This is a genomic window from Aggregicoccus sp. 17bor-14, from assembly GCF_009659535.1.
In the GTDB taxonomy this organism is placed as follows: Bacteria; Myxococcota; Myxococcia; order Myxococcales; family Myxococcaceae; genus Aggregicoccus.
Window position 1 is genome coordinate 391,436 of the sequence record NZ_VJZZ01000003.1, and the last position, 23,866, is coordinate 415,301.

The 23,866-nt window shown below is 73.1% G+C and carries 22 protein-coding genes and 1 tRNA gene; 10 read left to right on the top strand and 13 right to left on the bottom strand.

Translation table 11 applies throughout. The features are described from left to right. Positions 1 to 67: 67 nt before the first annotated feature. The gene (locus tag FGE12_RS08130) at positions 68 to 2,854 is read left to right on the top strand and encodes a tetratricopeptide repeat protein (protein ID WP_153865821.1); all 2,787 of its coding nucleotides are present in this window, start codon (positions 68 to 70) and stop codon (positions 2,852 to 2,854) included. Here the strand turns inward: FGE12_RS08130 and FGE12_RS08135 are convergent. After that, positions 2,851 to 3,975, bottom strand: a complete 1,125-nt coding sequence (locus FGE12_RS08135) for a spore photoproduct lyase family protein (RefSeq protein ID WP_153865822.1) — start codon at positions 3,973 to 3,975, stop codon at positions 2,851 to 2,853. The two genes, FGE12_RS08130 and FGE12_RS08135, sit on opposite strands and share 4 nt — an antisense overlap. A 55-nt stretch (positions 3,976 to 4,030) precedes the next feature. Further along, positions 4,031 to 5,248: a glutathione-independent formaldehyde dehydrogenase gene (locus tag FGE12_RS08140; RefSeq protein WP_153865823.1), complete on the bottom strand. Its 1,218-nt coding sequence runs from the start codon at positions 5,246 to 5,248 to the stop codon at positions 4,031 to 4,033. A gap of 271 nt (positions 5,249 to 5,519) precedes the next feature. Between FGE12_RS08140 and FGE12_RS08145 the strand changes: the two genes are divergently transcribed. Beyond that, on the top strand, positions 5,520 to 6,692 hold the full coding sequence (locus tag FGE12_RS08145; RefSeq protein ID WP_153865824.1) for an L-dopachrome tautomerase-related protein: 1,173 nt from the start codon (positions 5,520 to 5,522) through the stop codon (positions 6,690 to 6,692). Positions 6,693 to 6,695: 3 nt separating this feature from the next. Here the strand turns inward: FGE12_RS08145 and FGE12_RS08150 are convergent, their stop codons facing one another. Beyond that, entirely contained in the window at positions 6,696 to 7,496 is an 801-nt protein-coding gene (locus FGE12_RS08150) for a class I SAM-dependent methyltransferase (RefSeq protein WP_153865825.1), read from the bottom strand. A gap of 82 nt (positions 7,497 to 7,578) precedes the next feature. On the opposite strand from FGE12_RS08150, the gene FGE12_RS08155 reads away from it, so the two are divergent. Together FGE12_RS08155 and FGE12_RS08160 are read left to right on the top strand one after the other, a co-directional pair. Next, a complete protein-coding gene (locus FGE12_RS08155) occupies positions 7,579 to 8,949 on the top strand; it encodes a TAXI family TRAP transporter solute-binding subunit (RefSeq protein WP_153865826.1) in 1,371 nt (456 codons plus the stop codon). Positions 8,950 to 9,084: 135 nt separating this feature from the next. Then, positions 9,085 to 10,647: a PAS domain S-box protein gene (locus FGE12_RS08160; RefSeq protein WP_370458914.1), complete on the top strand. Its 1,563-nt coding sequence runs from the start codon at positions 9,085 to 9,087 to the stop codon at positions 10,645 to 10,647. On the opposite strand, the gene FGE12_RS08165 is transcribed toward FGE12_RS08160, so the two are convergent. Then, positions 10,644 to 11,351: a Crp/Fnr family transcriptional regulator gene (locus FGE12_RS08165; RefSeq protein WP_153865828.1), complete on the bottom strand. Its 708-nt coding sequence runs from the start codon at positions 11,349 to 11,351 to the stop codon at positions 10,644 to 10,646. The genes FGE12_RS08160 and FGE12_RS08165 overlap by 4 nt on opposite strands. Before the next feature lie 98 nt (positions 11,352 to 11,449). Between FGE12_RS08165 and FGE12_RS08170 the strand changes: the two genes are divergently transcribed. Continuing rightward, a complete protein-coding gene (locus FGE12_RS08170) occupies positions 11,450 to 11,962 on the top strand; it encodes a DUF962 domain-containing protein (protein ID WP_153865829.1) in 513 nt (170 codons plus the stop codon). On the opposite strand, the gene FGE12_RS08175 is transcribed toward FGE12_RS08170, so the two are convergent. Beyond that, complete coding sequence (locus tag FGE12_RS08175) at positions 11,963 to 12,337, bottom strand: VOC family protein (RefSeq protein ID WP_153865830.1); 375 nt, start codon at positions 12,335 to 12,337, stop codon at positions 11,963 to 11,965. A gap of 32 nt (positions 12,338 to 12,369) precedes the next feature. Between FGE12_RS08175 and FGE12_RS08180 the strand changes: the two genes are divergently transcribed. After that, the gene (locus tag FGE12_RS08180; RefSeq protein ID WP_153865831.1) at positions 12,370 to 13,305 is read left to right on the top strand and encodes a DMT family transporter; all 936 of its coding nucleotides are present in this window, start codon (positions 12,370 to 12,372) and stop codon (positions 13,303 to 13,305) included. A gap of 6 nt (positions 13,306 to 13,311) precedes the next feature. Here the strand turns inward: FGE12_RS08180 and FGE12_RS08185 are convergent, their stop codons facing one another. Beyond that, positions 13,312 to 13,605, bottom strand: a complete 294-nt coding sequence (locus FGE12_RS08185) for a YciI family protein (protein WP_153865832.1) — start codon at positions 13,603 to 13,605, stop codon at positions 13,312 to 13,314. A gap of 144 nt (positions 13,606 to 13,749) precedes the next feature. On the opposite strand from FGE12_RS08185, the gene FGE12_RS08190 reads away from it, so the two are divergent. Continuing rightward, positions 13,750 to 14,202 (top strand): response regulator transcription factor, encoded by a 453-nt coding sequence (locus tag FGE12_RS08190; RefSeq protein WP_153865833.1) that lies wholly within the window; start codon positions 13,750 to 13,752, stop codon positions 14,200 to 14,202. Positions 14,203 to 14,269: 67 nt separating this feature from the next. Here FGE12_RS08190 and FGE12_RS08195 read toward each other — a convergent pair. Next, positions 14,270 to 14,346, bottom strand: a tRNA-Pro gene (locus FGE12_RS08195). Positions 14,347 to 14,604: 258 nt separating this feature from the next. On the opposite strand from FGE12_RS08195, the gene FGE12_RS08200 reads away from it, so the two are divergent. Further along, positions 14,605 to 15,024 (top strand): response regulator, encoded by a 420-nt coding sequence (locus FGE12_RS08200; protein WP_194797693.1) that lies wholly within the window; start codon positions 14,605 to 14,607, stop codon positions 15,022 to 15,024. A gap of 7 nt (positions 15,025 to 15,031) precedes the next feature. Here the strand turns inward: FGE12_RS08200 and rpe are convergent, their stop codons facing one another. Further along, positions 15,032 to 15,691, bottom strand: a complete 660-nt coding sequence (gene rpe, locus FGE12_RS08205; protein WP_153865835.1) for a ribulose-phosphate 3-epimerase — start codon at positions 15,689 to 15,691, stop codon at positions 15,032 to 15,034. A 139-nt stretch (positions 15,692 to 15,830) separates the two neighbouring features. Between rpe and FGE12_RS08210 the strand changes: the two genes are divergently transcribed. Next, positions 15,831 to 17,351, top strand: coding sequence for an HD family phosphohydrolase (locus FGE12_RS08210; RefSeq protein WP_194797694.1), 1,521 nt, complete (start codon positions 15,831 to 15,833; stop codon positions 17,349 to 17,351). Beyond that, complete coding sequence (locus FGE12_RS08215) at positions 17,348 to 18,016, top strand: DUF2625 family protein (RefSeq protein WP_194797695.1); 669 nt, start codon at positions 17,348 to 17,350, stop codon at positions 18,014 to 18,016. Before FGE12_RS08210 ends, FGE12_RS08215 begins: the two co-directional genes overlap by 4 nt. A gap of 4 nt (positions 18,017 to 18,020) precedes the next feature. Here FGE12_RS08215 and FGE12_RS08220 read toward each other — a convergent pair whose 3' ends face one another. From FGE12_RS08220 to FGE12_RS08240, 5 genes are all read right to left on the bottom strand, one after another. Beyond that, positions 18,021 to 19,199: a hypothetical protein gene (locus tag FGE12_RS08220; protein WP_153865837.1), complete on the bottom strand. Its 1,179-nt coding sequence runs from the start codon at positions 19,197 to 19,199 to the stop codon at positions 18,021 to 18,023. A 103-nt stretch (positions 19,200 to 19,302) separates the two neighbouring features. After that, the gene (pyk, locus tag FGE12_RS08225) at positions 19,303 to 20,733 is read right to left on the bottom strand and encodes a pyruvate kinase (protein WP_153865838.1); all 1,431 of its coding nucleotides are present in this window, start codon (positions 20,731 to 20,733) and stop codon (positions 19,303 to 19,305) included. Between the two features lie 113 nt (positions 20,734 to 20,846). Next, positions 20,847 to 21,716 carry a hypothetical protein gene (locus tag FGE12_RS08230; protein ID WP_370458915.1) on the bottom strand — a complete coding sequence of 290 codons (870 nt, stop codon included), beginning with the start codon at positions 21,714 to 21,716 and terminating at the stop codon, positions 20,847 to 20,849. Positions 21,717 to 21,792: 76 nt separating this feature from the next. Continuing rightward, a complete protein-coding gene (locus FGE12_RS08235; RefSeq protein ID WP_370458916.1) occupies positions 21,793 to 22,314 on the bottom strand; it encodes a hypothetical protein in 522 nt (173 codons plus the stop codon). 62 nt (positions 22,315 to 22,376) lie between these two features. Continuing rightward, entirely contained in the window at positions 22,377 to 23,858 is a 1,482-nt protein-coding gene (locus FGE12_RS08240) for an NFACT RNA binding domain-containing protein (RefSeq protein WP_370458917.1), read from the bottom strand. Positions 23,859 to 23,866 lie beyond the last annotated feature (8 nt).

Genomic DNA, 23,866 nt, shown 5'->3' on the forward strand with positions numbered 1-23,866 from the left:
CCGACTAGACGACCATGCGGCCTCCGATCCGCACCGCGTCGCTTCGCACATCTGGGGTCTCCACATCATGTCCGCACCTGCGCTCGCCCACCCTGCTGCCACCCCTGCCGTCGAGCCCCTGCTGGGGCGGGACGAGGAGCTGCAGCGCGCGCTGGGCGCCTCTCAGGAGGCCGAGCGCGCGCGGCGCCTCGGGGCGCTGCTGCTGCGCGGCGCGGAGGGCAGCGGCAAGAGCCACCTGCTGCAGACCCTGCTCGCCTCGCTCGGGCAGCCCGAGCGCGTCACCCGGGTGAGCTTTGCCCCGGGTGAGCCGCCGCCCGCGCACGGCCTGGACCGGCTGGTGCGCAGCGTGCTCGGCCTGGGCGAGGAGCTGAGCGGCGCGCCGCTGCTCGCGGCCCTGCGCGCCTCGCTCGCGGAGGGCCCGGACGCGGACCCCGACGGCCTGCGCGCCGAGTTCCTCGCCTTCGTGCTGGGCGTGAGCGCGCCGGACTTCCGCAGCGCGCGAATGGACGCGAAGAGCCGCTGGGAGGGCGCCTTCGCGGAGCTCAAGCGGCTGCTCGAGCGGCGCGTGCAGAAGGCGGGCGCCCCGTGGGTCTGGGTGCTCGAGGACGCGGAGCGCGGCGACCTGCAGACGGCGGACTTCCTGGACTGGGCGCTGCCGCTCAAGTGGGAGGCGCCGCTGCTGCTGGTGCTCACGCTGCGCAGCGGCGGCGACGCTGCGGAGCCCGGCGGCTCCGGCGGCGGGGGCAGCACCAGCGCCTGGGAGGCGCGCGCCGAGCGCTGGCGCAAGCTCGAGGCCGTGGTGGACGTGCCGCTCGCGCCGCTGCCCACCGCGCAGCTCTCGCGCCTGGTGCAGGAGATGGCGGCGGGCGCGCTCTCGGCCGCGCAGGTGGCGCGCGTCACCGAGCACGCGCGCGGCAACCCCCTCTTCGCCCGCGAGCTGGTGGGCTGGCTCAAGGGCGCGAGCGCCGCGTCCCCGGCACTCGCCGCGGGGCCGCTGCCCGCGGGGCTGCTGCAGGCGCTGGACGCGCAGCTCTCGCGCCTGCCCGCCCCGGCGCTCGAGCTGCTGCGGCGCGCCGCCACGGTGGGGCCCCGCATCCCCTTCGACGCGCTCGCACACCTGGCGCCCGAGGCCTCCACCGAGGCGCTCGAGCAGCTGGTGGCGGCGGGGCTCGTCACCCGCATGCCCAGCCTGCTGGTGCCGGGCACCGTGGACGTGGTCTTCACGCGCGCCCCGCTGCACGAGGCCGCGCTCGCTCGCAGCAACGAGCAGGAGCGCCAGGGCTGGCTGCAGCGGCTCGAGGGCTGGGCCTCCGCGCGGCTCGCGCTGGACGCCGCGCGCTGGGGCGGCGCCGAGGTGCAGCTCGCGGGCCTGCTGGTGCGCGCGCTCAGCGGCCGCGGCGCCGCGTCCGAGGCCAGCCTGTGGCTGGAGCTCATCGCCCGCGTGCACCTGCGCCACCAGCGCCGCCCCGAGGCGCTGCGCGCCCTGCGCGCCGCGATGGAGAGCGCCACCGGCACCCGCCGCGTGGTGCTGCAGCGGCGCCTGGGCGAGGAGGAGAACGTGGCGGGCGAGAGCCAGCGCGCGCTCGCCACCTTCGCCGCGCGCCCCGCCTCCTTCGCGCCCCCCTCTCCCCTGCCCTCCGCGCTGGTCGCGCGCGTGGCGGCGCTCATCGAGGACCCGCTCGAGCGCTGGGACAGCCTCAGCGTGGACGAGGCCTCCATCTCGCTCGAGCTCGCGCGCTCCGAGGCGCTGAGCCACATCGGCAAGAGCGAGGACACGGCGGCCGCCTTCAGCCTCCTCGAGGCGCGCCTCAAGCGCCTGCAGGGCGGCGCCGCGCCCTACCTGTGGACGCGCTGGGCGCGCACCTGGTCCTGGTTCCTCGCGGAGCTGCTCGGCCGCCCGCGCGACGCGCTGCGCGTGTGCGAGCAGGTCCGCGCGCGCCCCGACGTGCAGGCGGCCGGCCTGGACCGCACCAGCGAGGCGCTGCTGCGCGCCGAACAGGTGGCGGCGAGCCGCACCGGTGAGATGGACCGCGCGCGCCAGCTCGCGGACGCGCAGCTGGAGCTCGCGCGCGCGCGCGGCAACCTCGCGGACGAGGTGGTGGTGTGGAACGCGCGCGCCATCATCCACATGAGCGTGGGCGACCTGGAGAAGGCGCGCCGCGGCTTCGACACCTCCGCGGAGATGGCGCGCAGCATCGGCTTCAAGCGCCGCGAGGCCATCGCCCTGCACAACCTGGGCATCGCGCTGCTCGAGCAGGGTGACAGTGCGGGCGCCCGCAGCGCGCAGCTGCGCTACATGGAGATCAGCCGCGACATCGGCAACAAGCCGGCGAGCGCGTACGGCCCCGCCTCGCTCGCGGCCGGCGCGGTGGCCGAGCGCGACTGGCCCGAGGTGGACCGCCAGCTCGCCGAGGCGCGCGCCGTGGCCGAGGCGAACAAGTGGCCCTTCATCCTCGCCTGGGCGCGCGGGCTCGCCGGCCGCGCGCGCCTGCTGCGCTGGGTGGAGGGGCAGGACGCGCTGCTGCTCAAGCAGGCCAAGGGCGACCTGCTCGCGTGCCTCGATGCGCTCGAGGAGCGCGGCAGCGCGTGGACGGAGGAGCTGGACCCGGGCGAGTACCACGTGACGTACGCGCTGGTGGAGTGCGCGCTCGATGCGCAGGTGCTCGCGCGCCAGGCGCTGCAGCAGGGCCGCCGGCTCATCTCGCGCTCCTGCGCCGTGTCCCACGCGTGGCTGGACGTGGGCGAGGCCCTGGTGGAGGGCCGCCCGGTGGCCCCCGCGCTCTCCTGGTTCAGCCAGCGCGGCCACGCGCGCGCGCTGCTCTTCGTCGAGGCGATGCAGGCCGCGCTCAACTAGAACGCGTACCGCACCCGGCAGTACGGCAGGTGCTTCTCGAGCAACGCCGTGAACTCCGCCACCGCGCGCCCCTTGAACCCGGTGCGGTAGCGCACGTTCACGCCGCGCCCGCTGCTGGGCTTCGCCTCCTGGCTCTCCGGGGTCCACAGGAGCTGCTCCGCCCGCGGGTGCCAGCGCAGGTTCACCTCGTGCAGCGCATCGTTGTGCGTGAGGAGGATGACCTCGGCGGCGAGCTGGCGCTTCGCCGCGGGGCCGAGCCGCGCGTCCACCTCCTGGAACAGCTCGGCGTACTCCTGCTGCCAGCCCTCGTAGAGGACGACGGGGCTGAAGTTGAGGTGCACCTCGTACCCGGCAGCCACGAAGTCATCCACGGCCGCGATGCGCTCGGAGACAGGGCTGGTGCGCACGTCGAGCAGCTTCGCCTTGGCGGCAGGCATGAGGCTGAAGCGGATGCGCGTCTTGCCCTGCGGGTCGTAGGAGAGCAGCTCGCGGTTGACGAGCTTCGTCGCGAAGGTGCCCATGGCGTTGGGCACGCGGGTGAAGAGGCGCACGAAGTCGCGCACGTTGTCGCTCAGCGCCGCGTCCGCCGAGCAGTCGCTGTTGCAGCCGATGTCGTAGGCCCAGTAGCGCGGGTCCACGCTGTTGGCCTCCGCCTTGGGGCCGAGGCGCTCGGCGTGGCGGCGCACCGCACCGAGCAACTGCTCGATGTTCACGAAGAGGGTGACGGGGTTCGCGTAGCCCTTGTTGCGCGGCACGTAGCAGTAGGCGCAGGCCATGACGCAGCCGTTGGCGGCGGACGGGGGGATGAAGTCGCAGGAGCGCCCGTTGGGCTCGAAGCGCAGGCCCTTCTTCACGCCCAGCACCAGGGTGCTGCCCTTGATGCGGTTCCAGCTCTCGGCGCTGCCCTCGTTGCCGTGCAGGCCGGGGATGTTCCAGTGGCTCGCCACCTCGATGCGCTCGGCGTCCGGAAAGCGCGCGAGCACCTCCTGGCCCCGCGCGTACTCGCGCACCGCGGGCTCCAGGTAGAGGCGCTGCACGCGCAGCAGGTGCTCGAGGGCGCCCCCGTGCTGGGTCGCGGGGGCGGGCGGTGCGCCGAAGTCGAGGGTGCCTTGCTGGGGCATGGGCCCTCTCATAACGGGCCCGCGGCGGGGAGGCACCCCTCCTTCACCGGGAGCGCTACGCGAGCGCGCCCGTGGCCTCCTCGGCGCGTGGCTTGAGGATGATCTTGGTGAAGCCCGGGGCGCGCTGGTCGAACTTCTCGTACGCGTGCGGCGCGTCCTTCAGGGCGAGCCGGTGGCTCACGATGAGGCTGGGCTTGGCGCGCCCCGCGATGATCAGGTCGCGCAGCATGAGCACGTAGCGCTTCACGGGCGTCTGCCCCATGCCCACCTGGATGCCCTTCTCCCAGAGCGAGGCGAAGGGCAGCGTGAACACGCCCTTCTTCGCCGCCGCGTTCACGCCGCCCGGGTCCTCGGGCAGGTACACGCCCACGCTGCCCACGCGGCCCGTGGGGTTCACGATCTCGGCGAGCCACTCGAGCACCTGCACCGGCTTCTCCTTGTCGGGCTTCTTCTCGTCGAGCGCCTGGTAGCCCACCGCGTCGATGCCGCACATCACGCCGGCCATCTTCTCCTCGCCGGGGCGCATGGCGCCGCGGATGAGCGGGTTCTTCAGGCGCAGGTCGCGGATCTGCTCCACGGGGTTGCCCTTGGTGAAGTCGATGGGGATGGCGCCGTAGCGCTGCGCCACGTGGAGGCGGTCCGGGTGGTGGTCCACCACGAAGACCTCGGCGGCGCCGCGCAGCATGGCGCTGTGCGCGGCGGCGAGCCCCACCGGCCCCGCGCCGAACACCGCCACCGTGCTGCCGGGCTCCACGCCCGCGAGCTCGGTCGCGTGGTAGCCCGTGGGGAACACGTCCGAGAGCAGGAGGAAGTCGTCCTCGAGGTCGTCGCCGGGGTTGCCCGGCAGCTTCACGCAGTTCACGTCGCCGTAGGGCACGCGCAAGAGCTCCGCCTGGCCGCCGCGGTAGGGCCCCAGCCCCACGTAGCCGTAGCCCGCGCCCGCGGACTCGGGGTTGAGCACGAGGCAGGCGCTGGTGAAGCCGCGGTTGCAGTTGAAGCAGGTGCCGCACGCGATGTTGAAGGGCAGCACCACGCGGTCGCCCACGCGGATCTGCTGCACGCCCTTCCCCACCGCCTCCACCACGCCCATGTTCTCGTGTCCCATCACGAGCCCGGACTCGGCCGCGGTGCGCCCCTCGTACATGTGCAGGTCGCTGCCGCAGATGCCGGTGGAGGAGATGCGGATGAGCACGTCCGTGGGCTGCTCGATGCGCGCGTCCTCCACCTCGTCCACGGCCACCTTGCCCTTGCCCTTCCAGACGACGGCCTTCATGAGCGACTCCTCGGAATCTCGGGTTCAGGCCAAGCTGCGGGCCCGCACCCGGGGTGGCAACGCACCGCAGGAGGGGTCTCCCCTGCACGCCTGTCGCCCGGGCGGGACCGGACGGGCGCGCACGGCGCGCAGATCCACGGCGCCCCCTGCTCCGTGCCGCCCATGGCGTGCGCGGGACGCAGCGCCCGGCTGCACGGCCGCCCACTCCCTGCGTGCAGGAGGGCGTCCCTAGCCTCACTGCACCCACGCTCCCCTTTCCGAAAGAGGCCTCATGACTCCCGCCCTCCGCTCCCTCGCCGCCGCCATCCTGCTGGGCGCCGCTGCGCCCGCGCTCGCGCAAGAGGCCCCTGCCGGCCCGCAGGGCTCCGCCGCGCAGAGCCTCGAAGTGGCCGGCCACTTCGACAACATGCCGGTGGGCGTCGCCGTCTCCAAGGACGGGCGCCTCTTCCTCGCCTTCTCGCGCGCCATCGACGAGAAGGAGCCCCTCAGCCTCGCCGAGGTGAAGGACGGCAAGCCGGTGCCCTTTCCCCAGGGGCTGAAGCAGGAGAACGGCGCGCCGGGCAAGGACCGGCTGCTCTCGGTGCAGGCGGTGGCGGTGGACGGAAAGAACCGCCTGTGGATCGTGGACTGCGGCAAGGTGGGGGCGAACCCGGTGGTGCCGGGCACCGCGAAGCTCGTCGCCGTGGACCTGGCGACGAACAAGGTGGTGAAGACGGTGACCTTCCCGGCGAAGGTCGCGGGCGCCACCTCCTTCGTCAACGACGTGCGCTTCGACCTGACCAAGGGCAAGGAGGGCACGGCCTTCCTCACCGACGCCTCGCCCGAGGGCCCCAGCGGGCTCATCGTCGTGGACCTCGCGAGCGGCAAGAGCGTGCGCCGGCTCGACGACCATCCCTCCACGAAGGCCACGCCCGGCTTCGTCGCGCAGGTGGAGGGCCAGCCGCTCATCCAGAAGAAGGGCCCGCAGGCCGGAAAGCCCTTCACGGCGGGCGCGGACGGCATCGCGCTGGATGCGGACGGCCAGCACCTCTTCTACTCGCCGCTCAGCAGCCACCACCTGTACCGCGTGAGCACCGTGGCGCTGGTGGACGCGAAGAAGTCGGACAAGGAGGTGGCCGCCACGGTCGAGGACCTCGGCGACCGCGGCTTCGCCTCGGACGGGCTCATCGGTGACGGCGCGGGGCGGCTCTACCTCACCGACTACGAGCACAACGCCATCGTGCGCCGCGACAAGGACGGCAAGATGGAGACGGTGGTGAAGGACGCGAAGCTGCTGTGGCCGGACACGCTCGCGCTCGCCCAGGACGGCACGCTCTACATCACCGCCACGCAGATCCACCGCGGCGAGCGCATGCAGGGCACCGACAAGCGCGAGCGCCCCTTCACCCTCTGGAAGCTGAGCACCGACTCGCACCCAATGACCCTCAAGTCGCTCAAGAAGTGAGCGCTAGGGCTTCACGAACTTGAGCACGAAGCGGTCGCTGGTGCCGCGCTTCTCGCCAGCCGCCCCCGGGGACGCGCTCCACTGGCGCGTGTCCTGGGGGTTGCGCAGGAAGGGGGCCTCGTCGTCGAGGCGGAAGCCCGCGGCCTGCACCTCCTGGCGCACCGTGTCCTCGTCGATGCGGTGCAGCGTCTGCACGTCCTGCACGCCGGTACCGGGGCGCGCGCTGGAGTCCACCACCACGTAGATGCCGCCGGGGCGCAGCGCGCGGAAGACGGCCGCGTTCATCTTGGCGCGGTCGGCGCCGAGCCACACGCTGTCGTGGTAGATGGCGTAGCTGAACACCGCGTCCAGGTCCTTCGCCTCGGGCGGCAGCGGGTCGTCCAGCTCGCGGTCCACGCGCACCACGTTCGCCATCACCGGCTTCTGCAGGCGCTCGGCCCAGGGCTTGGCGGCGAAGCGCTCCAGCACCCAGCGCGAGTTCTGCGCGTACACGCGGCCCTCGGGGCCCACGGCGCGTGCGAGCAGCTCCGCGGTGTAGCCACCGCCGCTGAACAGCTCGGCCACGCGCTGGCCGGGCCGCACGCGGGCGAAGTCCAGCAGCTCGGCCGGCTTGCGCCCCGCGTCCAGCGCGCGGTCCGCCTCGCTGCGGTCGGGCGCGGCGAGCAGCGCGCGGTGGGCCTTGGCCAGCGCCTCGTTCGCCTTCGCCTCGCGGGCCAGGGCCTCGGGCGAGACGCCGGAGGGACCCTCGGAGTGCTTCGGGGCGCAGGCGCACAGCAGCAGGCAGGAGAGGAGGAGAGAGCGCATGGCGTGGGGTTCTGGCGCAGCAGGGCGAGCTGCGCAAGCAGGCAGGCGGGGCCCGGGGCAGCGGGGGCTATAGTGCGCCCCCATGACGATGGACTCGCTCCGCCGCCAGCTCTCGCGCGCGCGCCGCCGCGACCTCTGGCTCACGCTCACGCCCACGCTGCTGCTCATCGCGCTCGCCTTCTCGGCCACGCTGTACTTCGTGAAGCCCGCGCCCCCGAAGCACCTGGTGCTCGCGCTCGCCCCGGACGAGGGCGGCGCGCGCTACTACGCGCGGCGCTACCAGGAGCTGCTCAAGAAGGACGGCATCACCGTGGAGCTGCGCAACACGGAGGGCTCGGCGCACAGCGTGGCGCTGCTCACGGACCCCGCCCAGCACGTGGACGTGGCCTTCGTGCAGAGCGGCCTGCGGGACGCGGACAAGGTGAAGCACGTGGTGTCGCTGGGCAGCCTCTCCTACGTCCCGCTCTGGGTGTTCTACCGGGGCGCGCCGGTCGAGGACCTGCGCGGGCTCGCGGGCAAGCGCATCGCGGTGGGGCCCGAGGACAGCAGCACGCGCGCCCTCGCGCTCACGCTGCTCGAGGCCAACGGCATCGCCAGTGGCACTGAAGGCGCGCCCACCCAGCTGGTGCCCGCCGAGCGCGACGCGGCGATGGAGGCGCTCAAGGCCGGCACGGTGGACGCGGCCTTCGTGCTCGCGCCGGCGGAGAGCCCCGCGGTGAAGAAGCTCGCGGCGGTGCCCGGCATCCAGCTGCTGAGCTTCGCGCGCGCGGACGCGTACGTGCGCCGCTACCCCTACCTCTCCAAGCTGGTGCTGCCGCGCGGGGTGTTCGACCTCGCGAAGGACGTGCCCGCGCACGACGTGGTGCTGCTCAGCCCCACCGCGAACCTCGTCGCGCGCGACTCGCTGCACCCGGCGCTCGCCTACCTGCTCATGCGCGCGGGCAGCGAGATCCACGGCGGGGCCGGGCTCTTGGACCGGGCCGGTGAGTTCCCCGCGCCCCTGGAGGCGGGCTTCCCGCTCAGCAGCGAGGCCAGGCGGTACTACCAGGCGGGCGTGCCGCTGCTGCAGCGCTACCTGCCCTTCTGGGCGGCGAACCTGGTGGACCGGCTCTGGGTGATGCTGGTGCCCATCATCGCGGTGGTGGTGCCCTTGGGGCGCGCGGTGCCCGCGCTCTACCGCTGGCGGGTGCGCAGCCGGGTGTTCCGCTGGTACGCGCGGCTGAAGGAGATCGAGATCCAGCTCGAGGAGAACCCCGGGCGCCCCATGCTCGAGGACATGCTCAAGCGCCTGGAGGAGACCGAGCGCTCGGTGAACCAGATCCCCACCCCGCTCGCCTACGCGGAGAACCTCTACTTCTTCCGCGAGCACGTGGACGTGGTGCGCCGGCGCCTCGTGCGCCGGCTCGCCGGGGTCGTGGACGACTCACCGGCGGAGACCCAGGCGACCGGCTGATCGCCACGCCGCGCACCGGGGCCCTGCCTGTACGGTCGGCCAATGGACTGAGGGTTTCCCTGGGGAATGACAGGGGCGCCCAGGGAGGTACTCTGCTTCTCGATGGGCAGCCCGATCTCCAGGAAGCCGACGACCGTGAGCGCGGGTGATGCTGCGATCGCGAGGGCGCTCAGCTCTCCCGAGGCAAGCGACCAGCTCCGCCTGCTGATCGACTCGGTGCAGGACTACGAAATCCTCACCCTGGACACCCACGGCGTCATCACCTCGTGGAACGCGGGCGCCCAGCGCCTCAAGGGGTGGAAGGCCGAGGAGATCATCGGCCAGCACTTCTCGCGCTTCTACCCGCCCGAGGACCTCGCCTGGGACAAGCCGGGCATGGAGCTGGAGGTCGCGGCGCGCGAGGGGCGCTTCGAGGACGAGGGCTGGCGGGTGCGCAAGGACGGCACGCGCTTCTGGGCCAACGTGGTCATCACCGCGCTGCGCGACCCCGACGGGCGGCTGCGCGGCTACGGCAAGGTCACCCGCGACTTCACCGAGCGCAAGATGGCGGAGGAGGAGCTGCGCCAGAGCGAGGAGCGCTTCCGGCTCATCGTGGACAGCGTGCGCGACTACGCCATCTTCATGCTGGACCCGAAGGGGCACGTGGCCACCTGGAACCAGGGCGCCCAGCGCATCAAGGGCTACTCGGCGGACGAGATCATCGGCTCGCACTTCTCGCGCTTCTACCCGGCCGAGGACCTGGCCTGGGACAAGCCCGCGATGGAGCTCGAGGTGGCCACGCGCGAGGGGCGCTTCGAGGACGAGGGCTGGCGCATCCGCAAGGACGGCAGCCGCTTCTGGGCGAACGTCATCATCACGGCGCTGCGCGACAAGACGGGCGAGCTGCGCGGCTTCGCCAAGGTGACGCGCGACTTCACCGACCGCAAGCACGCCGAGGAGCAGCGCGAGCTGCACACGCTGCGCGAGGCCGTGCGCGCGCGCGACGAGTTCCTCTCCGTGGCGAGCCACGAGCTGAAGACCCCCCTCACCCCCATCCAGCTGAAGCTCTCCGGGCTGCTGCTCGCGCTGCACCGCAACCCGGGCGAGAGCCCGCCGGCCGCGCGCCTCGAGCGCGACCTGGAGATGGCCAACCGCCAGGTGCGCAAGCTCTCGGACCTCATCGAGGAGCTGCTCGACGTCTCGCGCATCAACTCGGGGCCCCTGCGCCTCGACCCCGCCCCCATGGAGCTCGGCGCGCTCGCGCGCGAGGTGGTGGCGCGCTACGCGCCGCAGGCCAGCGCCCTGGGCTCCAGCGTGGAGCTGCACTGCGAGGGACCCGTGCAGGGCACCTGGGACCGGCGCCGGCTCGAGCAGGTGGTGACGAACCTGCTCTCCAACGCCATCAAGTACGGCGCGGGCCAGCCCATCCGGGTGGAGGTGGCCCAGGAGGGCACGCAGGCCGTGCTGCGCGTGGCGGACCGGGGCATCGGCATCCTGCCGGAGCACCTGCCACGCATCTTCGACCGCTTCGTGCGCGGCGTGTCCGAGCGCAACTTCGGCGGCCTGGGGCTGGGGCTCTTCATCGCGCACCAGATCACCGAGGTGCACGGCGGCACCATCGAGGTGCAGAGCGCGCCGAACGAGGGCTCCACCTTCACCATGCGCCTGCCGCCGCGGCCGCCCCCGCCTGCCGTGATGTCCTCCAGCGCGGGCAGCTAGCGCAGCGCGTCCTGCGCCGCGGCCCGCAGGCCGGCGAGGTCTCTCAGCTCGATGCGCCCGTAGGTGAGCTGCACGAGGCCGCGCGCCTCCAGGTCCTTGAGGATCTGGTTCGTGGTCTGGCGCGAGAGCGCGAGCATCCGCGCGAGCTGCTCCTGGGACACGTCCAGCACGCGGCGCTCGCCCTCGCGCAGGCCGCCGTAGCCCTCGGCCATCAGCACCAGCCGGTGGGCGAGGCGCGCGGCGGAGGGCAGCAGCGAGAGGTCCTCGAGCGCGACGAAGGCGAGGCGCAGCTTGTGGCATAGGAGCAGCGCCAGCTCGCGCCACCACTCCGGGCGCTCGGCGAGCAGCGCGAGCAGCTCCGCCTGCGGGACCTGGAGCACGCGCGTGGCCCCTTCCGCCACGGCGTCGTGGGTGCGCGGCTGGCCGTCGAAGAGGGAGATCTCCCCGAACCAGGCAGGCGGCTCCACCAGCGTGAGCAGGGCCTCGCGCCCGCTCTCGCTCACCCCGCTCGCCCGGATGCTGCCCTCCAGCACGCAGTAGAGGCCGCAGGGCGGGTCTCCGCGCGAGAAGAGGCGCTCCCCTGCGCGCAGCGTGCGCACGCGGGCGAGGCTCAGCAGCGCCTCACGCAGGGGCTCCGGGAGGGCGCCGAACCAGCGGCCGGTGAGCAGCAGCGCTCGGGAGGCGTGCGGGCGCTCGTCGTTCATGAGGTCCCCCTGACTGTGTCGGGGTGGCGACAGACTCCGCGCTGGGGCACGGCCATGGTGGTGGCTCCCTCGTCTCCGTCTGCCCGGGAGCCCATGCCATGAAGACGCTCGTCGAGCACCTCGCAGGATACGCCGCCTACCACCGCGACCGGCGCAACATCGCCACCCACTTCATCGGCATCCCGATGATCGTGCTCGGCGTGCAGGTGCTGATGTCGCGCACGGCGCTCACGGTGGCGGGGCTGGCGCTCACCCCGGCGCTCGCGGCGAGCGCCGCCGCGCTCCTCTTCTACCTGCGGCTGGACCGCCGCTACGGCGCGGTGATGGCGCTGCTCCTCGGCCTGGGGCTGTGGGCGGCGAGCGGCGTCGCAGCGCAGGCGCACGCGACGTGGCTGGGCACGGGCCTGGGGCTCTTCGTCGTGGGCTGGGCGGCGCAGTTCGTCGGCCATGTTTTCGAGGGCCGCAAGCCCGCCTTCGTGGACGACCTGGTGGGCCTGCTGGTGGGCCCGCTCTTCGTCGCCGCGGAGGCCGGCTTCCTCCTCGGCCTGCGCACGGAGGTGCAGCGCGAGATCGAGGCCCGGCTGTCCCCGCTCCCCGCGGCAGGCAGGTAGTCAGCCGCAGCGAGGCCCCGCCTCCACGCGCACGAAGAACTCGAGCCGGTTGCCCGCGGGGTCGCGGGCAAAGAGCCGCCGCATCCCGATGACCGGCGAGCCCTCCTCCAGCGGCACCCCGGCATCCTCCAGGTGCTCGCGCAGGGCGTCCACGTCGCGCACCTCGAAGGCCACGTGGCGCTTGGACTCGGCGTTGCGCGGGGCGGGCTCGTGGGAGAGGTGCAGCTCGAGCGCGCCCAAGCGGAACCAGGCCCCGGGGCGGCGCTGACCCTCCGTGCGCGGGATCTCCTCCAGCCCGAGCAGCTGCCCGTAGAAGCGGCGGGCGGCCTCCACGTCATCCACCGAGAGGTTCACGTGTGAAATGCGCTTGAGCATGGGCCCGGCCTAGCACATCTAGTCGCCCCGCCATGTCGCCCGCCCGTCGCGCCCTCTTCCAGATCCACTTCTGCGTCCTGCTCTGGGGCTTCACGGCCATCCTCGGCAAGCTCATCACGCTGCGCGCGCTGAGCCTGGTGTGGTGGCGCATGTGGATCGTGACGGCGGCACTGCTGCTGGTGCCGCGGGTGTGGCGGGGCCTGCGCGCGATGTCCGGACGGCTGTGGCTCGCGTACGCGGGCGTGGGCGCGGTGGTGTCCCTGCACTGGCTGACGTTCTATGGGGCGATCAAGCTGGCCAACGCCTCGGTGGCGGCGACCTGCATCGCGCTCGCGCCGGTGTTCCTCGCGCTGGTGGAGCCCTACATCGCGGGGCGCAGGTTCGCGCCGCGCGAGCTCGTCCTGGGAGTCGCAGTAGTACCCGGCGTGGCGCTGGTGGTGGGCGGGCTCTCCCCGCAGATGCGCGTGGGCGCGCTGGTGGGCGCAGTGTCCGCACTGCTGGTGGCGGTGTTCAGCTCGCTCAACAAGCGGCTGGTGGAGCACGCGGATCCGCTGGTGGTCACCTGCGTGGAGATGGGCACCGGGGCCCTGTTCCTCACGCTGCTCACGCCCCTGATGCCGCGAGACCCGGGGGTGGCGCTCTTTCCCCTGCCGAGCGCGCACGACGCGGGGCTGCTCTTGCTGCTCGCCATCGGCTGCACGCTGGTGCCCTTCGCGCTCTCGCTCGTGGCGCTGCGCCACCTGAGCGCTTTCGGGGCGCAGCTCGTGGTGAACCTCGAGCCGGTGTACGCGATCCTCCTCGCCATCCCCCTGCTGGGCGAGCAGCGCGAGCTGGGGCCGAGCTTCTACGCGGGCGTGTGCATCATCCTGGGCGCGGTGTTCGCCGAGCCCCTGCTCGAGCGCGCCCGCAAGCGCCGCACGCCGGCCGCAGGGAGCACCGAGGGAAGCCAGCTCGGGCTGCGCGAGTAGCCTGCCTCAGAGCCGGTCCAGCGCGTCCTTCCCGATGGTGGGCGCCCAGGGCAGCAATTCGTACTGGGCAATCCCGCGCAGGGTGAAAGGATCACCGTCCCGGATGCGGTCGAGGCTCGCCTGCACGTCCCCATCCGGCACGCGCAGCAGCAAGGCCCCGCCGCTGCGAGGGTCAAAGGGCCCCGAGGCGAGCAACAGCCCCTTCTCGGCGAGCCCGCGCAGGTACGCGCGGTGTTCATCGACGACGAGGAGGACCTCTTCGAGGGGACGGCGGTAGCGCAGCAGGGCGAGGGCGTACATGGCGTGGGGAGATTCGCCCCATTCGTCGGACGCGTCACCCGTGAAGTGTCGACCGCGAAGCTGTGCGCGAGGGCAAGAGGAGTCGTCGCCTCGGGTGGGAATGGCTATTGCTTCCGAGGAGCCGGAGCCCTCGAGGAGAACGTCATGCCTTCAACCCTCATCCGTGTCGCGCTGCTGGAGCCGCAGGCGCTCGTGCGCGAGCTGCTGGTGATGCGGCTGCGCGCGGCAGGGATGCAGGTGGCCGTGGCGGAGGCGCACCCGGAGCGGCTGGACGTCGCGCTCGCGCACGCGCCGGCGGACGTGGCGCTGCTGTGCGTGCGCGCCGCGCCCGGCAGCGTGGAGCTGATCCGCGGACTGCAGGCGCGCCACCCGCGGATGCGGCTGCTCGTGGTGGCGCCGGACCCGGAGCCCGTCTTCATCGAGAGCGCGTGGGCGGCCGGCGCGCGCGGAGTGCTCTGCCGCCGCAACCACGGCCCCGCCGAGCTGCTGCGCGCCCTGCGCACGCTCGCGCGTGGTGAGGCTCGGCTGGGAAGCGAGCTGCCGCACGTGCCGCCCATCGTCGCGGCGCGCGGGGCCATGGGACTGCTGCCGAACTGAGCGCCCTCGAGCCGGGGCCACAAAAGACAAAGCCCCCGGAATCACTGAGGATTCCGAGGGCTTCCGATGGTCGGGGAGACAGGATTTGAACCTGCGACCCCTTGGTCCCGAACCAAGTGCTCTACCAGGCTGAGCCACTCCCCGATATCTCGCCGCGCCCCCTGGGTACGTCTCGGGTGGGGCGAGGCCGGGCGGATGTATCCGAGCCGCCCAGCGGAGTCAACGCTCCGCTCAGCCCTTTTCCTCCAGCCCGCCTGCCAGGGGGTCACACCTGCCTCCCTGGTCACCCTCGACCCCACCCCACCCCGGCCAGGTGCCTGGATTCACGGGCAGTCTCCGCGGCCCGGCGCTTGCTCTGTCAGCCAGGCGACTTTCTGTTGCGCCTCTTCCGGAGCCCTCCCCGTGGCCACTCGACCCCTGGTCCTCATCTCGGACGATGAGCCCCTCATCGTCTCCAGCTTTGCCCGCAATGCGCGGATGTTCGGCCTGGACGTCGTCTCCGACACGACCAGCGAGCGCGTCGTGGAGCTCGCGCGCCTGCACAAGCCCAAGGTCATCGTCCTGGACATCCACCAGCGCGTGGATGGCCGCGACCTGCTCGCCCGCCTGAAGCAGGACCCGGAGACCCGCGACTCCCACGTCATCGTGCTCACGGGCGTGGAGGACCAGTTCACCCGCCACGTGTGCTTCGACCTCGGCGCCGTGGACTACGAGGTGAAGCCCTTCGACTCCACCTTCCTGATGAAGGTGGCGCGGCTCGCCGGCGTGGACCCGTACGTGCCGCTCGCGGCGGCCCATGCGGCCCCGGGCCACACCGCGTAGCAGCCCGCTACTTCGAGGGACGAAGGCTCGCGATCGCCTTCGCGTAGTCCTTCGCGCCGAACACATACGAGCCCGCGACGAGCACGTCCGCGCCGGCCTCCACCACGCGCTTCGCGGTCTCGGCGTTGATGCCGCCGTCCACCTCGATGTGGGCCTTCACGCCGCGCGCATCCATCATGCCGCGCAGCCTGCGCACCTTGTCCACGGTGCTCTCGATGAAGCTCTGCCCGCCGAAGCCCGGGTTCACGCTCATCAGCAGCACCATGTCCACGTCCCCGAGTACCTCCTCCACCATCGCGAGGGGCGTGCTCGGGTTGAGCACCACTGCGGGGCGGGCGCCGGCCTGGCGGATCTGCTGCAGCGTGCGGTGCAGGTGCGGACAGGTCTCCGCGTGCACGGTGAGGATGTCCGCCCCGGCCTTGGCGAAGGCCTCGATGTACTTCTCCGGCTCCACGATCATCAGGTGCACGTCGAGCGGCTTCGTCGCCGCCTTCTTGATGGCCTGCACGATGACCGGGCCCAGGGTGATGTTCGGCACGAAGCGCCCGTCCATCACGTCCACGTGCACCCAGTCCGCGCCCGCGGCCTCCACGGCGCGCACCTCCTCCGCGAGGCGGCCGAAGTCCGAGGAGAGCAGCGACGGGGAGATCAGCACGGGTCGGGTCATGCGCGCCTTCTAGCCGCTCGCCCCGCGCAGCGAAACCACCCTGTGTGCGCGCAGCCAGGCAGCCGGGCCCCCCCTCCCTCGGGGCTCCCGCGCCCTCCGTGCTAGAACCCTCTCTCCCCCCTTCCCGGAGCTCGCCCCGGTGCTCACTCAGCCCGCCGCCGCCCCCGTCCCAGACCTCACCCGGCGCCTGGCCAAGCTCACGTCCATCCTGGACGTGGCCAAGGCGATGAGCGCCGAGCGCGACCTCGAGCTGCTGCTCCCGCTCATCCTCTTCGAGGCGAGCAAGGTGGTGGAGGCGGACCGCTGCTCGCTCTTCATCCTCGACCGCGAGAAGAACGAGCTGTGGAGCAAGGTGGCCCAGGGCGCCAAGAGCGAGATCCGCCTCCCGGTGGGCAGCGGCATCGCGGGCGCGGTCGCGGAGACCGGCGCCGTCATCAACATCCCGGACGCGTACCAGGACGAGCGCTTCAACCGCACCTTCGACATCCAGAGCGGCTACCGCACCACGGCCATCCTCGCGGTCCCCATGCGCGATGCGAACGGGGACGTGACGGGCGTCATCCAGGCGCTCAACAAGCAGGGCGGCGGCACCTTCGACGCCGAGGACGAGGAGCTGCTGCTCGCGCTCGGCTCGCAGGCCGCGGGTGCCATCGAGAACGCGCTGCTGCACGAGGAGATCAACCGCCTCTTCGAGGGCTTCGTCTCCGCCTCCGTCGTCGCCATCGAGTCGCGAGACCCCACCACCGCGGGTCACTCGGGGCGCGTGGCGGACCTCACCGTGGGGCTCGCGCAGGCGCTCGAGCACCTGTCCACCGGCCCCTACGGCGGCACGCGCTTCAGCGGCGTGGAGCTGCAGGAGCTGCGCTACGCGAGCCTCCTGCACGACTTCGGCAAGGTGGGCGTGCGCGAGCCCGTGCTGGTGAAGGCCGAGAAGCTCTACCCGCAGGAGCTCGAGGTGCTCAAGGCGCGCTTCCAGCTCGCGCGCAAGGACGTGCAGCTGCAGAGCTACCGCCGCCGCCTGGAGGCCGTGTCCGTGCGCGGAAACGGCGCGCTCGCGGACATCCACGCCGAGGAGGACGCGCGGCTTGGGCAAGAGCTCGCGCGGCTCGACGAGGTGCTCGACTTCGTCCTCTCCTGCAACCGCCCCACGGTGCTCGCGCAGGGCGGCTTCGAGCGGCTCGCGGAGCTGGGGGCGCAGCGCTTCCAGGACGGCTACGGCCGCGAGCAGCCGCTGCTGCTGCCCGCCGAGGTGCAGTCCCTGAGCATCGCGCGCGGCACCCTGAGCGAGCTGGAGCGCAAGGAGATCGAGAGCCACGTGGAGCACACCTTCCGCTTCCTCTCGCAGATTCCGTGGACGCGCGCGCTGCGGCGCGTGCCGGAGATCGCCTACGCGCACCACGAGAAGCTCAACGGCAAGGGCTACCCGCGCGCGATTCCCGCGGTCACCATCCCCGTGCAGAGCAAGATGATGGCCATCTCGGACATCTACGACGCGCTCACCGCGAAGGACCGCCCCTACAAGAAGGCGGTGCCGCACGCGCTCGCGCTCGACATCCTGGGCAAGGAGGCCTCCGCGGGCCACATCGACGGCGACCTCTTCACCGTCTTCGTGGAGGCGCAGGTGCCCCAGAAGTCGCTCGCCGCGGTGAAGCTCCCGTGAGCGGCCTCGTCGACCAGCTGGTGGACAAGGCAGACCCCGCGCTGCCGCTCCTGCAGTCCTGGGTGAAGGCGGCGGCGCACCCGGTGGAGCTGCTGCCGCCCACGCGCTCGCAGGCGGAGGTCGTGCTGCTCTCGCTCGGCGTGAGCACCCGCTCGGTGCTGGGCACGGTGGCGTACGAGACGGGCGGACTGCTGGTGGGCGGCGGCTGGCTGCGCGTCCTCGGCGCGGGCCACGAGCGGCTGCCGCGCGACCTCGCCGGGTGGAACGGCATCGACGCGTCTCCGCCCGAGCCGCGCCTGCCCGGCGCGCTGCTCGTCGCGGACGACGCCGTGGGCGGCTTCTTCGCGGTGAACGGAGGCCGCTTCAAGGGACCGCACGGCCACGTGCACTACCTCGCGCCGGACACGCTCGCGTGGGAGAGCCTCGAGCGCGGGTACTCGGAGTTCGTCCACTGGGCGCTCACCGGCGACGTGGACGGCTTCTACGAGAACGCGCGCTGGGAGGGATGGGACGCGGACCTGCGCGGCTTGAGCGGCGAGCAGGGCTTCAGCGTGTACCCGCCCCTGTGGGCGCCGCTTCCGGACGGCAGCGTGCGCAGCCGCAAGCCCGCATCCATCGAGGAGCTGTGGAAGGCGCACTCGGCGCCTCCCAAGGGCAACGGCTGAGCCCTCACTCGTAGCGCAGCAGCCGCGCGCCGTAGCTCAGCGTCGGCGCCTGCCCGCGCAGGTGCTGCAGCAGCTCCTGCGTGGGCAGGCCGTTGAACCCGGGCAGCAGCGAAGCGAGTGACTCGCGGGCCTCCTGGGAGAGCACGAGCCGCCCCTCCACGCGCCAGAGGCTGCGCAGCTGCTCCCGGCGGAAGGCCTCGGGCGGTGGTGCGCCGGCGCGCCCGAGCGCCTCGGGCGCGACCTTCAGCACGAGCGAGTCGAAGAGGCGGTTGCCCGAGCTCTCCACCACGGCGGCGTCGAGCAGCGTGCCGTCGCGTCCCTGCGTGAGCTGCAGGGTGAGCGCGAGCAGCGGAGCGCGGGCCATCACAGCGTCGCGCGTCTCGGTGATCTGGATGAGCGCGCGCAGCGCGGTCGACTCGGGAGCGGGGAGCAGCTGCGCCACCTTCTCGCCCTGCGTGGGGCCGCTCGGCGCCGCGAGGCCCGGCGTGCCGGTGCGGCCGTACTCCTCGGCAGCCGCCCGGTAGTTCTGGTTGAACTGCTGCAGCGCCGGCGCGAGCCCCTTGCCGTAGCCCAGCGCCTCGGGCGACGCGGGCGCCGCGGCGGTGAGCCCCGCCTGCAGCGCCTCGCGCACCTGGACGAGGTAGGGGTGCGGAAGGCCTCCGCGGGCGCGCGCGATGGAGAAGGCCTCGTCTCCGAAGCCCTGCAGCCGCGCCTGCACGCGCGCGGCCTCCTCCGCGCGCTGCGCCTCGAGCGAAGGCGTGGGGTCCCCTGGGCGCAGCGTGCGTCCGCCCGAGCGAGGCGCGTCGCCCGCGGCCAGCGGGGCCTGCGGTGCATGCGGCAGCAGGTCCAGCGCGCGCGGCGCGCGGGGCGCGTCGCTCGCGAGCGGCGCCGGCGCCGGGGGCTCGGCGGGGTGCGGCGCGGAGGCCTCGGCTTGCGGCGGCGCCGCTGCGGCACGAGGCGTCGGTGCGTTGGCGGGAGGCGCGCTCGCGGGCGGCAGAGGCGGAATGCGGCGACGAGCAGGGGTGGCGGGCGACGGCGCGGCCCGCTCGACCACCTCGAAGACGAGCGGCGCAGGTGGCTCGGGCACGGCCGTGCGCGGCGGGGCCGGCGTCCTCCACAGCAGGAGGAGCAGCACCGCGTGCACCAGCAGCGAGGCGCCGAGCGCGACCGCAATCCGACGCATCGTGTGGCGACCCCTCGCAGACCTTGCGGCCCTTCAAGCTCTGCGGGGGGCCTTTATTCCAGGGAAACGGGCGCCCTCTCCCAGCGGGAGAGGGAGGAGACGGCTACGCGCCGATGGTGTGCAGGCGCAGGCTGTTGATCTTGCCCGGCTGGCCCACGGGCGCGCCGTACACGATGACGACCTTGTCGCCCTGCAGCGCGAGGCCGCGGCTGAGCAGCTCCTCCTCCACGCGCTTGACCATCATCTCCTGGTCCTGGATGGGCTCGAGCACGCGCGGCACCACGCCCCAGTACAGGGCGACGCGGCGGCGCACCTCCTGGTTGGGGCTGAACGCCACGATGGGCACCGGCGGCCGGTAGTGCGCGAGCAGGCGCGCGGTCACGCCCGAGAGCGTGAAGGCCGCGATGAGCGTGGCCCCCGCCTCCTTCGCCGCGAGGCAGGCCGCCTGCGCGATGACGTCCGGGTTGGTGGCCGGCATCAGGCCGCGCCCCTCGAGGTTCGAGCTCAGGCCCACCGCGCGCCGGCTGCTCTCCGCCGCGAGCACGATGCGGTCCATCATCTGCACGCTCTCGATGGGGTAGCGGCCGCTCGCGGTCTCGCCCGAGAGCATCACCGCGTCCGCGCCGTCGTACACGGCGTTGGCCACGTCGCTGGCCTCGGCGCGGGTGGGGCGCGGGTTGTCGATCATCGAGTTGAGCATCTGCGTGGCCACGATGACCGGGAGCCCGCGCAGGTTGCAGCGGCGGATGATGTCCTTCTGCACGCTGGGCACCTCCTCGGGCGGGATCTCCACGCCGAGGTCGCCGCGCGCCACCATCACGCCGTCCGTCTTGTCCAGGATGGCGTCGAGGCGGGCGATCGCCTCGGGCTTCTCCAGCTTCGCGATGATGGGCGCCTGGCGGCCCAGGTCCGCCATCGCGCGGCGCGCGAGGTCGATGTCCGCCGGCTGGCGCACGAAGGAGAGCGCCAGGTAGTCCACCCCGGCCTTGATGCCGAAGATGAGGTCCTCGCGGTCCTTGGGGGTGAGCGCGTCCGCGCGCACCGCCACGCCGGGCAGGTTGATGCCCTTGTTGTTCTTGAGCGTGCCGCCGTGCACGACCTCGGTGCGGATGAGCTGCTTCTTGTCCGTGCTCTTCACCCGCAGCTCGAGCAGGCCGTCGTCCAGGAGGATGCGGTCGCCCACGTTCACGTCCGCCGCGAGGTGCGGGTACGTGGTGCTGACGATCTCGTCCGTGCCCGCCACGCTCTCGTCGGTGGTGATGGCGAACTCGCCGCCCTCCTTGAGCTCGGTGGAGCCGGTCTTGAAGCGGCCGGTGCGGATCTTCGGCCCCTGCAGGTCTCCGAGGATGCCCACGGCCTTGCGCACCTTCAGCGAGGCAGCGCGCAGCTTCGCGATGTTCTCGGCGTGCTGCTCGTGGGAGCCGTGGGAGAAGTTGAGGCGGGCCACGTCCATGCCGGCCTCGAGGAGGTGCTCGAGCATCTCCTGCGACTGGCTCGCAGGACCCAGGGTGCAAACGATTTTCGCGCGTCTCATAGACCTTCGAGGATCCGCCCCCGAGCGCAGAGGGGTCAAGGATTCGCTTTCGAGCCCGCACGCCTGCCTTGCACGGGTGCGTCCGGTCACGCACCGCAGCAAAGCGGGAAAAATCAGGCGCGCAGGAGCGAGCGCAGGTTCTCCCGCTCCCAACGCAGCGCGGCAGCGTAGAGGGGGTAGGCCTTCTCCCGGTCGCGGAAGGCGCGCGGGTGGTGCACGCGCCGGCCGCCGCGGCCGCTGCTGGGGAAGAGCTGGTGGAGCATCTCGTGGAAGACGATGAACTCCACGAAGAAGGCGGGGACGTCCGGGCGGTCGAGCGCCGGGTGGATGCGGATCTCGCGCGTCTGGTGGTCGTACACGCCCAGGCGGATGCTCTTGCGCCGGCGCCGCGGCGGCATGCGCCCCCAGCCGATGCGCGCCTGGATGCCGCCCTGGAAGAAGAGGCCGTTGACCCGGTCGAACATCTCCTGCAGGTCGAAGCAGCGGCCGCGAGGGTTGAGCTCCGCGTCCTGCCCGCGCCGCTGCTGGCGGATGCGCGGCTGCATCCCGCGGATGAAGTCGTCCAGCACGTCGCCCGCGTGGCGGTGGCCGCGCCCCGCGTAGTCCGCCACCGCGCGCACTACGGCCTCGGGCGCGTCCAGGAACATGTGGTGCAGCCGCAGCTGCAGCACGCTGCCGCCGCGCCGGAAGCTCACCATGGTGGAGCGGTTGTCCGTCACCGAGAGGCGCACCGGCAGCCCCAGGTTCGCCGAGAGCTGGTAGGCGAGGGACTCGGCGCGCGCCCACATCTCCTCGCGCGCGGGCAGCGCGACCCGGTTCGCCTCGTCCACGCGGTTGCGTACCGGCGGCTGCACGGGCGCGGAGGGCTCGGCGGCGAGCGGCTGCTCCTGCAGCTCGCCCTCGGCGGCCTCGGGAGAAGGCTCGCGCCTCGCGGGCGTCGCGTGCGGAAAGAGGTTGAGCTGGAGCAGGGACTCGGCCGACACGCGAGGGGCAATGCTACCCGCCACGGCCCAGGACTCAAGGCCGGCGGCCCCTGCCCGCCTGCCCTCCGTCTCGCCGTCAACCCCGGCCGTGCGCCGCCGCGTCCCGGGCGAGCTCCGCGCCCAGCGCCTCGAGCGCCTCGGCGCAGGTGCCGAAGGCGCGCAGCAGCGCCTCCCACGCGCCCTCCCCTTCCGCCGGCGCCTCCTCCACCGCGAGGCAGGCGCTGCCGCCCGCGCGCGCGGCCTCGAGGCTCCCGTGGCGCCCGGGCATCACGCCCCAGCTGCCGTCCATGAAGCGCTCGAAGGGATAGAGCCTGCACGCGAGCGGACGCACATCGGAGGGCAGCGCGCAGCCCGTCCCCGCGCGGTGGAAGACGCAGGCGCTGCCGCCGCCCCCTTGCGCGCGCTGCTGCAGCGTGAGGCGCACGGGCGCCTTGCGGAAGTAGCCGCGAAAGAGGGGCCGCGAGCGCTCGTACGCGGCCGCGTCCTCCTCGCTCAGCCCCTCCTCCTCCACGAAGCGGCGCGCCGAGAGCCCCGTGTGCTGGGCGATGCGCTCCACGTCCGCGCGGGTGAGGGTGGCGAGCGCCTCGCCCTCGCGCACCTCGCAGCAGCTCGCCCCGAGCAGGCGCGGGCAGCGCGCGCAGACAGGTTCACCCGCGCCGCTCAATGCGCCCCCGTCTGGCTGTCCAGCAGCCGCTTGAGGCGCTCGGGCTCGAGCCGCACCACGAAGGTGCGCTCGCGGCTGTAGAGGACCTGGCCGGGCGCCCCGCCCTTCATCTTGCGCACGAACTTCACCGGCACGTAGCTCACCTCGCCGCGCGGCTCGCCCTTCGCGCCCGAGTGGTGCAGCGCGAGGTGGGCCGCATCCAGCAGCACCTCCTGGCTCACCTCCTGCTCGCGCTCCAGGGGCACCACCACGTGGCTGCCGGGCAGCCCGCGCGCGTGCAGCCAGAGGTGGAAGGGGCGCGCGAGCTTGAAGGTGAGCTGGTCGTTGCTCTCCGCGCCGCGCCCCACCCAGATGCGCTGCCCGCCGTGGCCGAGGTACTCCTTGTAGGGGCGCCCCTCGCCGCTGGGCCCCTCCTCGCCCGCCTGCCCCAGCACCTCCACCTGCGCAATCAGGTCCTCCTCGGAGAGCCGCTCGAGCTGCGAGAGCGCCTCCTGCGCGTGGGCCACCTCGCGCGCGAGCGTGGCCTCGCGCGCGCGCGCCGCCTCCACCCCGCGCAGGAGCCGCCGGTACTGGTGGAAGTGCCACTCCACCTCCTCCTTGGGGCTGCGGCGCGGGTCCAGCTTCACCTCCACCTGCTCCTCGCCCGCATCCGTGTAGGCGCTCAGGGTGACGGCGGTGTCGCCGCGCTTGAGGCGCCAGAGGTTCTGCGCGAGCAGCTCGCCGAGCCGCCGGTGCTCCTCGGCCTCGCTCCCGCGGGCGGCCTCCGCGCGCACCTTCTCCAGGGTGCGCCCCGAGCGCTTGAGCCGCGCGCGGTAGGGCTGGGTGAGCCTGCGCCGGATGCTCTCGGCGCGCGCGCGCCGGTCTCGCACGCCCAGCAGCGCCTCGGCCGCTTCCAACCGCGGCGCGAAGGGGGCCTCGTCCGCGCCCTCGGCCGCCGGGGGCACTGCGCCCAGGCGGCTGGGCTGGGCGAGCGCGCGCGCGAGCGCCTCGGGCGGCAGGGGCTCCGGCTCCTTCCAGGTCGCACCCGGGTGCAGGGCGCGGCGCTGCGCGAGGCCCTCGCCGCTGAGCATCAGCACGCGGGCTTCCGGGGTGAGCAGCAGCAGGCCCCCGGGCGCGCTCAGCTCGAGCAGCAGGGTGCGGCGGTGGGGCGCTTCGCCCGGCTCCTGCCGCTCGAAGTCCAGCGCGACGAGGCGCAACGGGGCCTCGTGGCGCGCGCGCACGAGCTTGAGCCCCGTGAGCTCCTGGCGCAGCCAGCGCTGGAAGGGGGCGGGCTCGCCGGGCGTGGGGAAGCGCTCACGGGCGAGCGACACGCGCGCGAGCTCGCCTTCCGCGCACACGCAGAGGAAGAGCGAGCGTCCGGGCACGCGCAGCTCGAGGTACGCGAGGCGCGGCAGGGGACACCACGCCTTCTGCGCCACCGCGCCCACCACGCGCGCGTTCAGCTCCTGCACCACCTCGTCGAGCTCTGCGGGACGCACGCTGCCTC

What these genes read in the sequence shown, in the direction of transcription:
- FGE12_RS08140 (WP_153865823.1), bottom strand. Translation starts at nt 5,248, where the DNA reads ATGAAGGCCGTCGTCTGGAAGGGCAAGGGCAAGGTGGCCGTGGACGAG.
- FGE12_RS08155 (WP_153865826.1), top strand. Translation starts at nt 7,579, where the DNA reads ATGACGATGGACTCGCTCCGCCGCCAGCTCTCGCGCGCGCGCCGCCGC.
- FGE12_RS08180 (WP_153865831.1), top strand. Translation starts at nt 12,370, where the DNA reads ATGTCGCCCGCCCGTCGCGCCCTCTTCCAGATCCACTTCTGCGTCCTG.
- FGE12_RS08185 (WP_153865832.1), bottom strand. Translation starts at nt 13,605, where the DNA reads ATGTACGCCCTCGCCCTGCTGCGCTACCGCCGTCCCCTCGAAGAGGTC.
- FGE12_RS08135 (WP_153865822.1), bottom strand. Translation starts at nt 3,975, where the DNA reads ATGCCCCAGCAAGGCACCCTCGACTTCGGCGCACCGCCCGCCCCCGCG.
- FGE12_RS08190 (WP_153865833.1), top strand. Translation starts at nt 13,750, where the DNA reads ATGCCTTCAACCCTCATCCGTGTCGCGCTGCTGGAGCCGCAGGCGCTC.
- pyk (WP_153865838.1), bottom strand. Translation starts at nt 20,733, where the DNA reads ATGAGACGCGCGAAAATCGTTTGCACCCTGGGTCCTGCGAGCCAGTCG.
- FGE12_RS08220 (WP_153865837.1), bottom strand. Translation starts at nt 19,199, where the DNA reads ATGCGTCGGATTGCGGTCGCGCTCGGCGCCTCGCTGCTGGTGCACGCG.
- FGE12_RS08145 (WP_153865824.1), top strand. Translation starts at nt 5,520, where the DNA reads ATGACTCCCGCCCTCCGCTCCCTCGCCGCCGCCATCCTGCTGGGCGCC.
- FGE12_RS08130 (WP_153865821.1), top strand. Translation starts at nt 68, where the DNA reads ATGTCCGCACCTGCGCTCGCCCACCCTGCTGCCACCCCTGCCGTCGAG.
- FGE12_RS08170 (WP_153865829.1), top strand. Translation starts at nt 11,450, where the DNA reads ATGAAGACGCTCGTCGAGCACCTCGCAGGATACGCCGCCTACCACCGC.
- FGE12_RS08150 (WP_153865825.1), bottom strand. Translation starts at nt 7,496, where the DNA reads ATGCGCTCTCTCCTCCTCTCCTGCCTGCTGCTGTGCGCCTGCGCCCCG.
- FGE12_RS08165 (WP_153865828.1), bottom strand. Translation starts at nt 11,351, where the DNA reads ATGAACGACGAGCGCCCGCACGCCTCCCGAGCGCTGCTGCTCACCGGC.
- FGE12_RS08175 (WP_153865830.1), bottom strand. Translation starts at nt 12,337, where the DNA reads ATGCTCAAGCGCATTTCACACGTGAACCTCTCGGTGGATGACGTGGAG.
- rpe (WP_153865835.1), bottom strand. Translation starts at nt 15,691, where the DNA reads ATGACCCGACCCGTGCTGATCTCCCCGTCGCTGCTCTCCTCGGACTTC.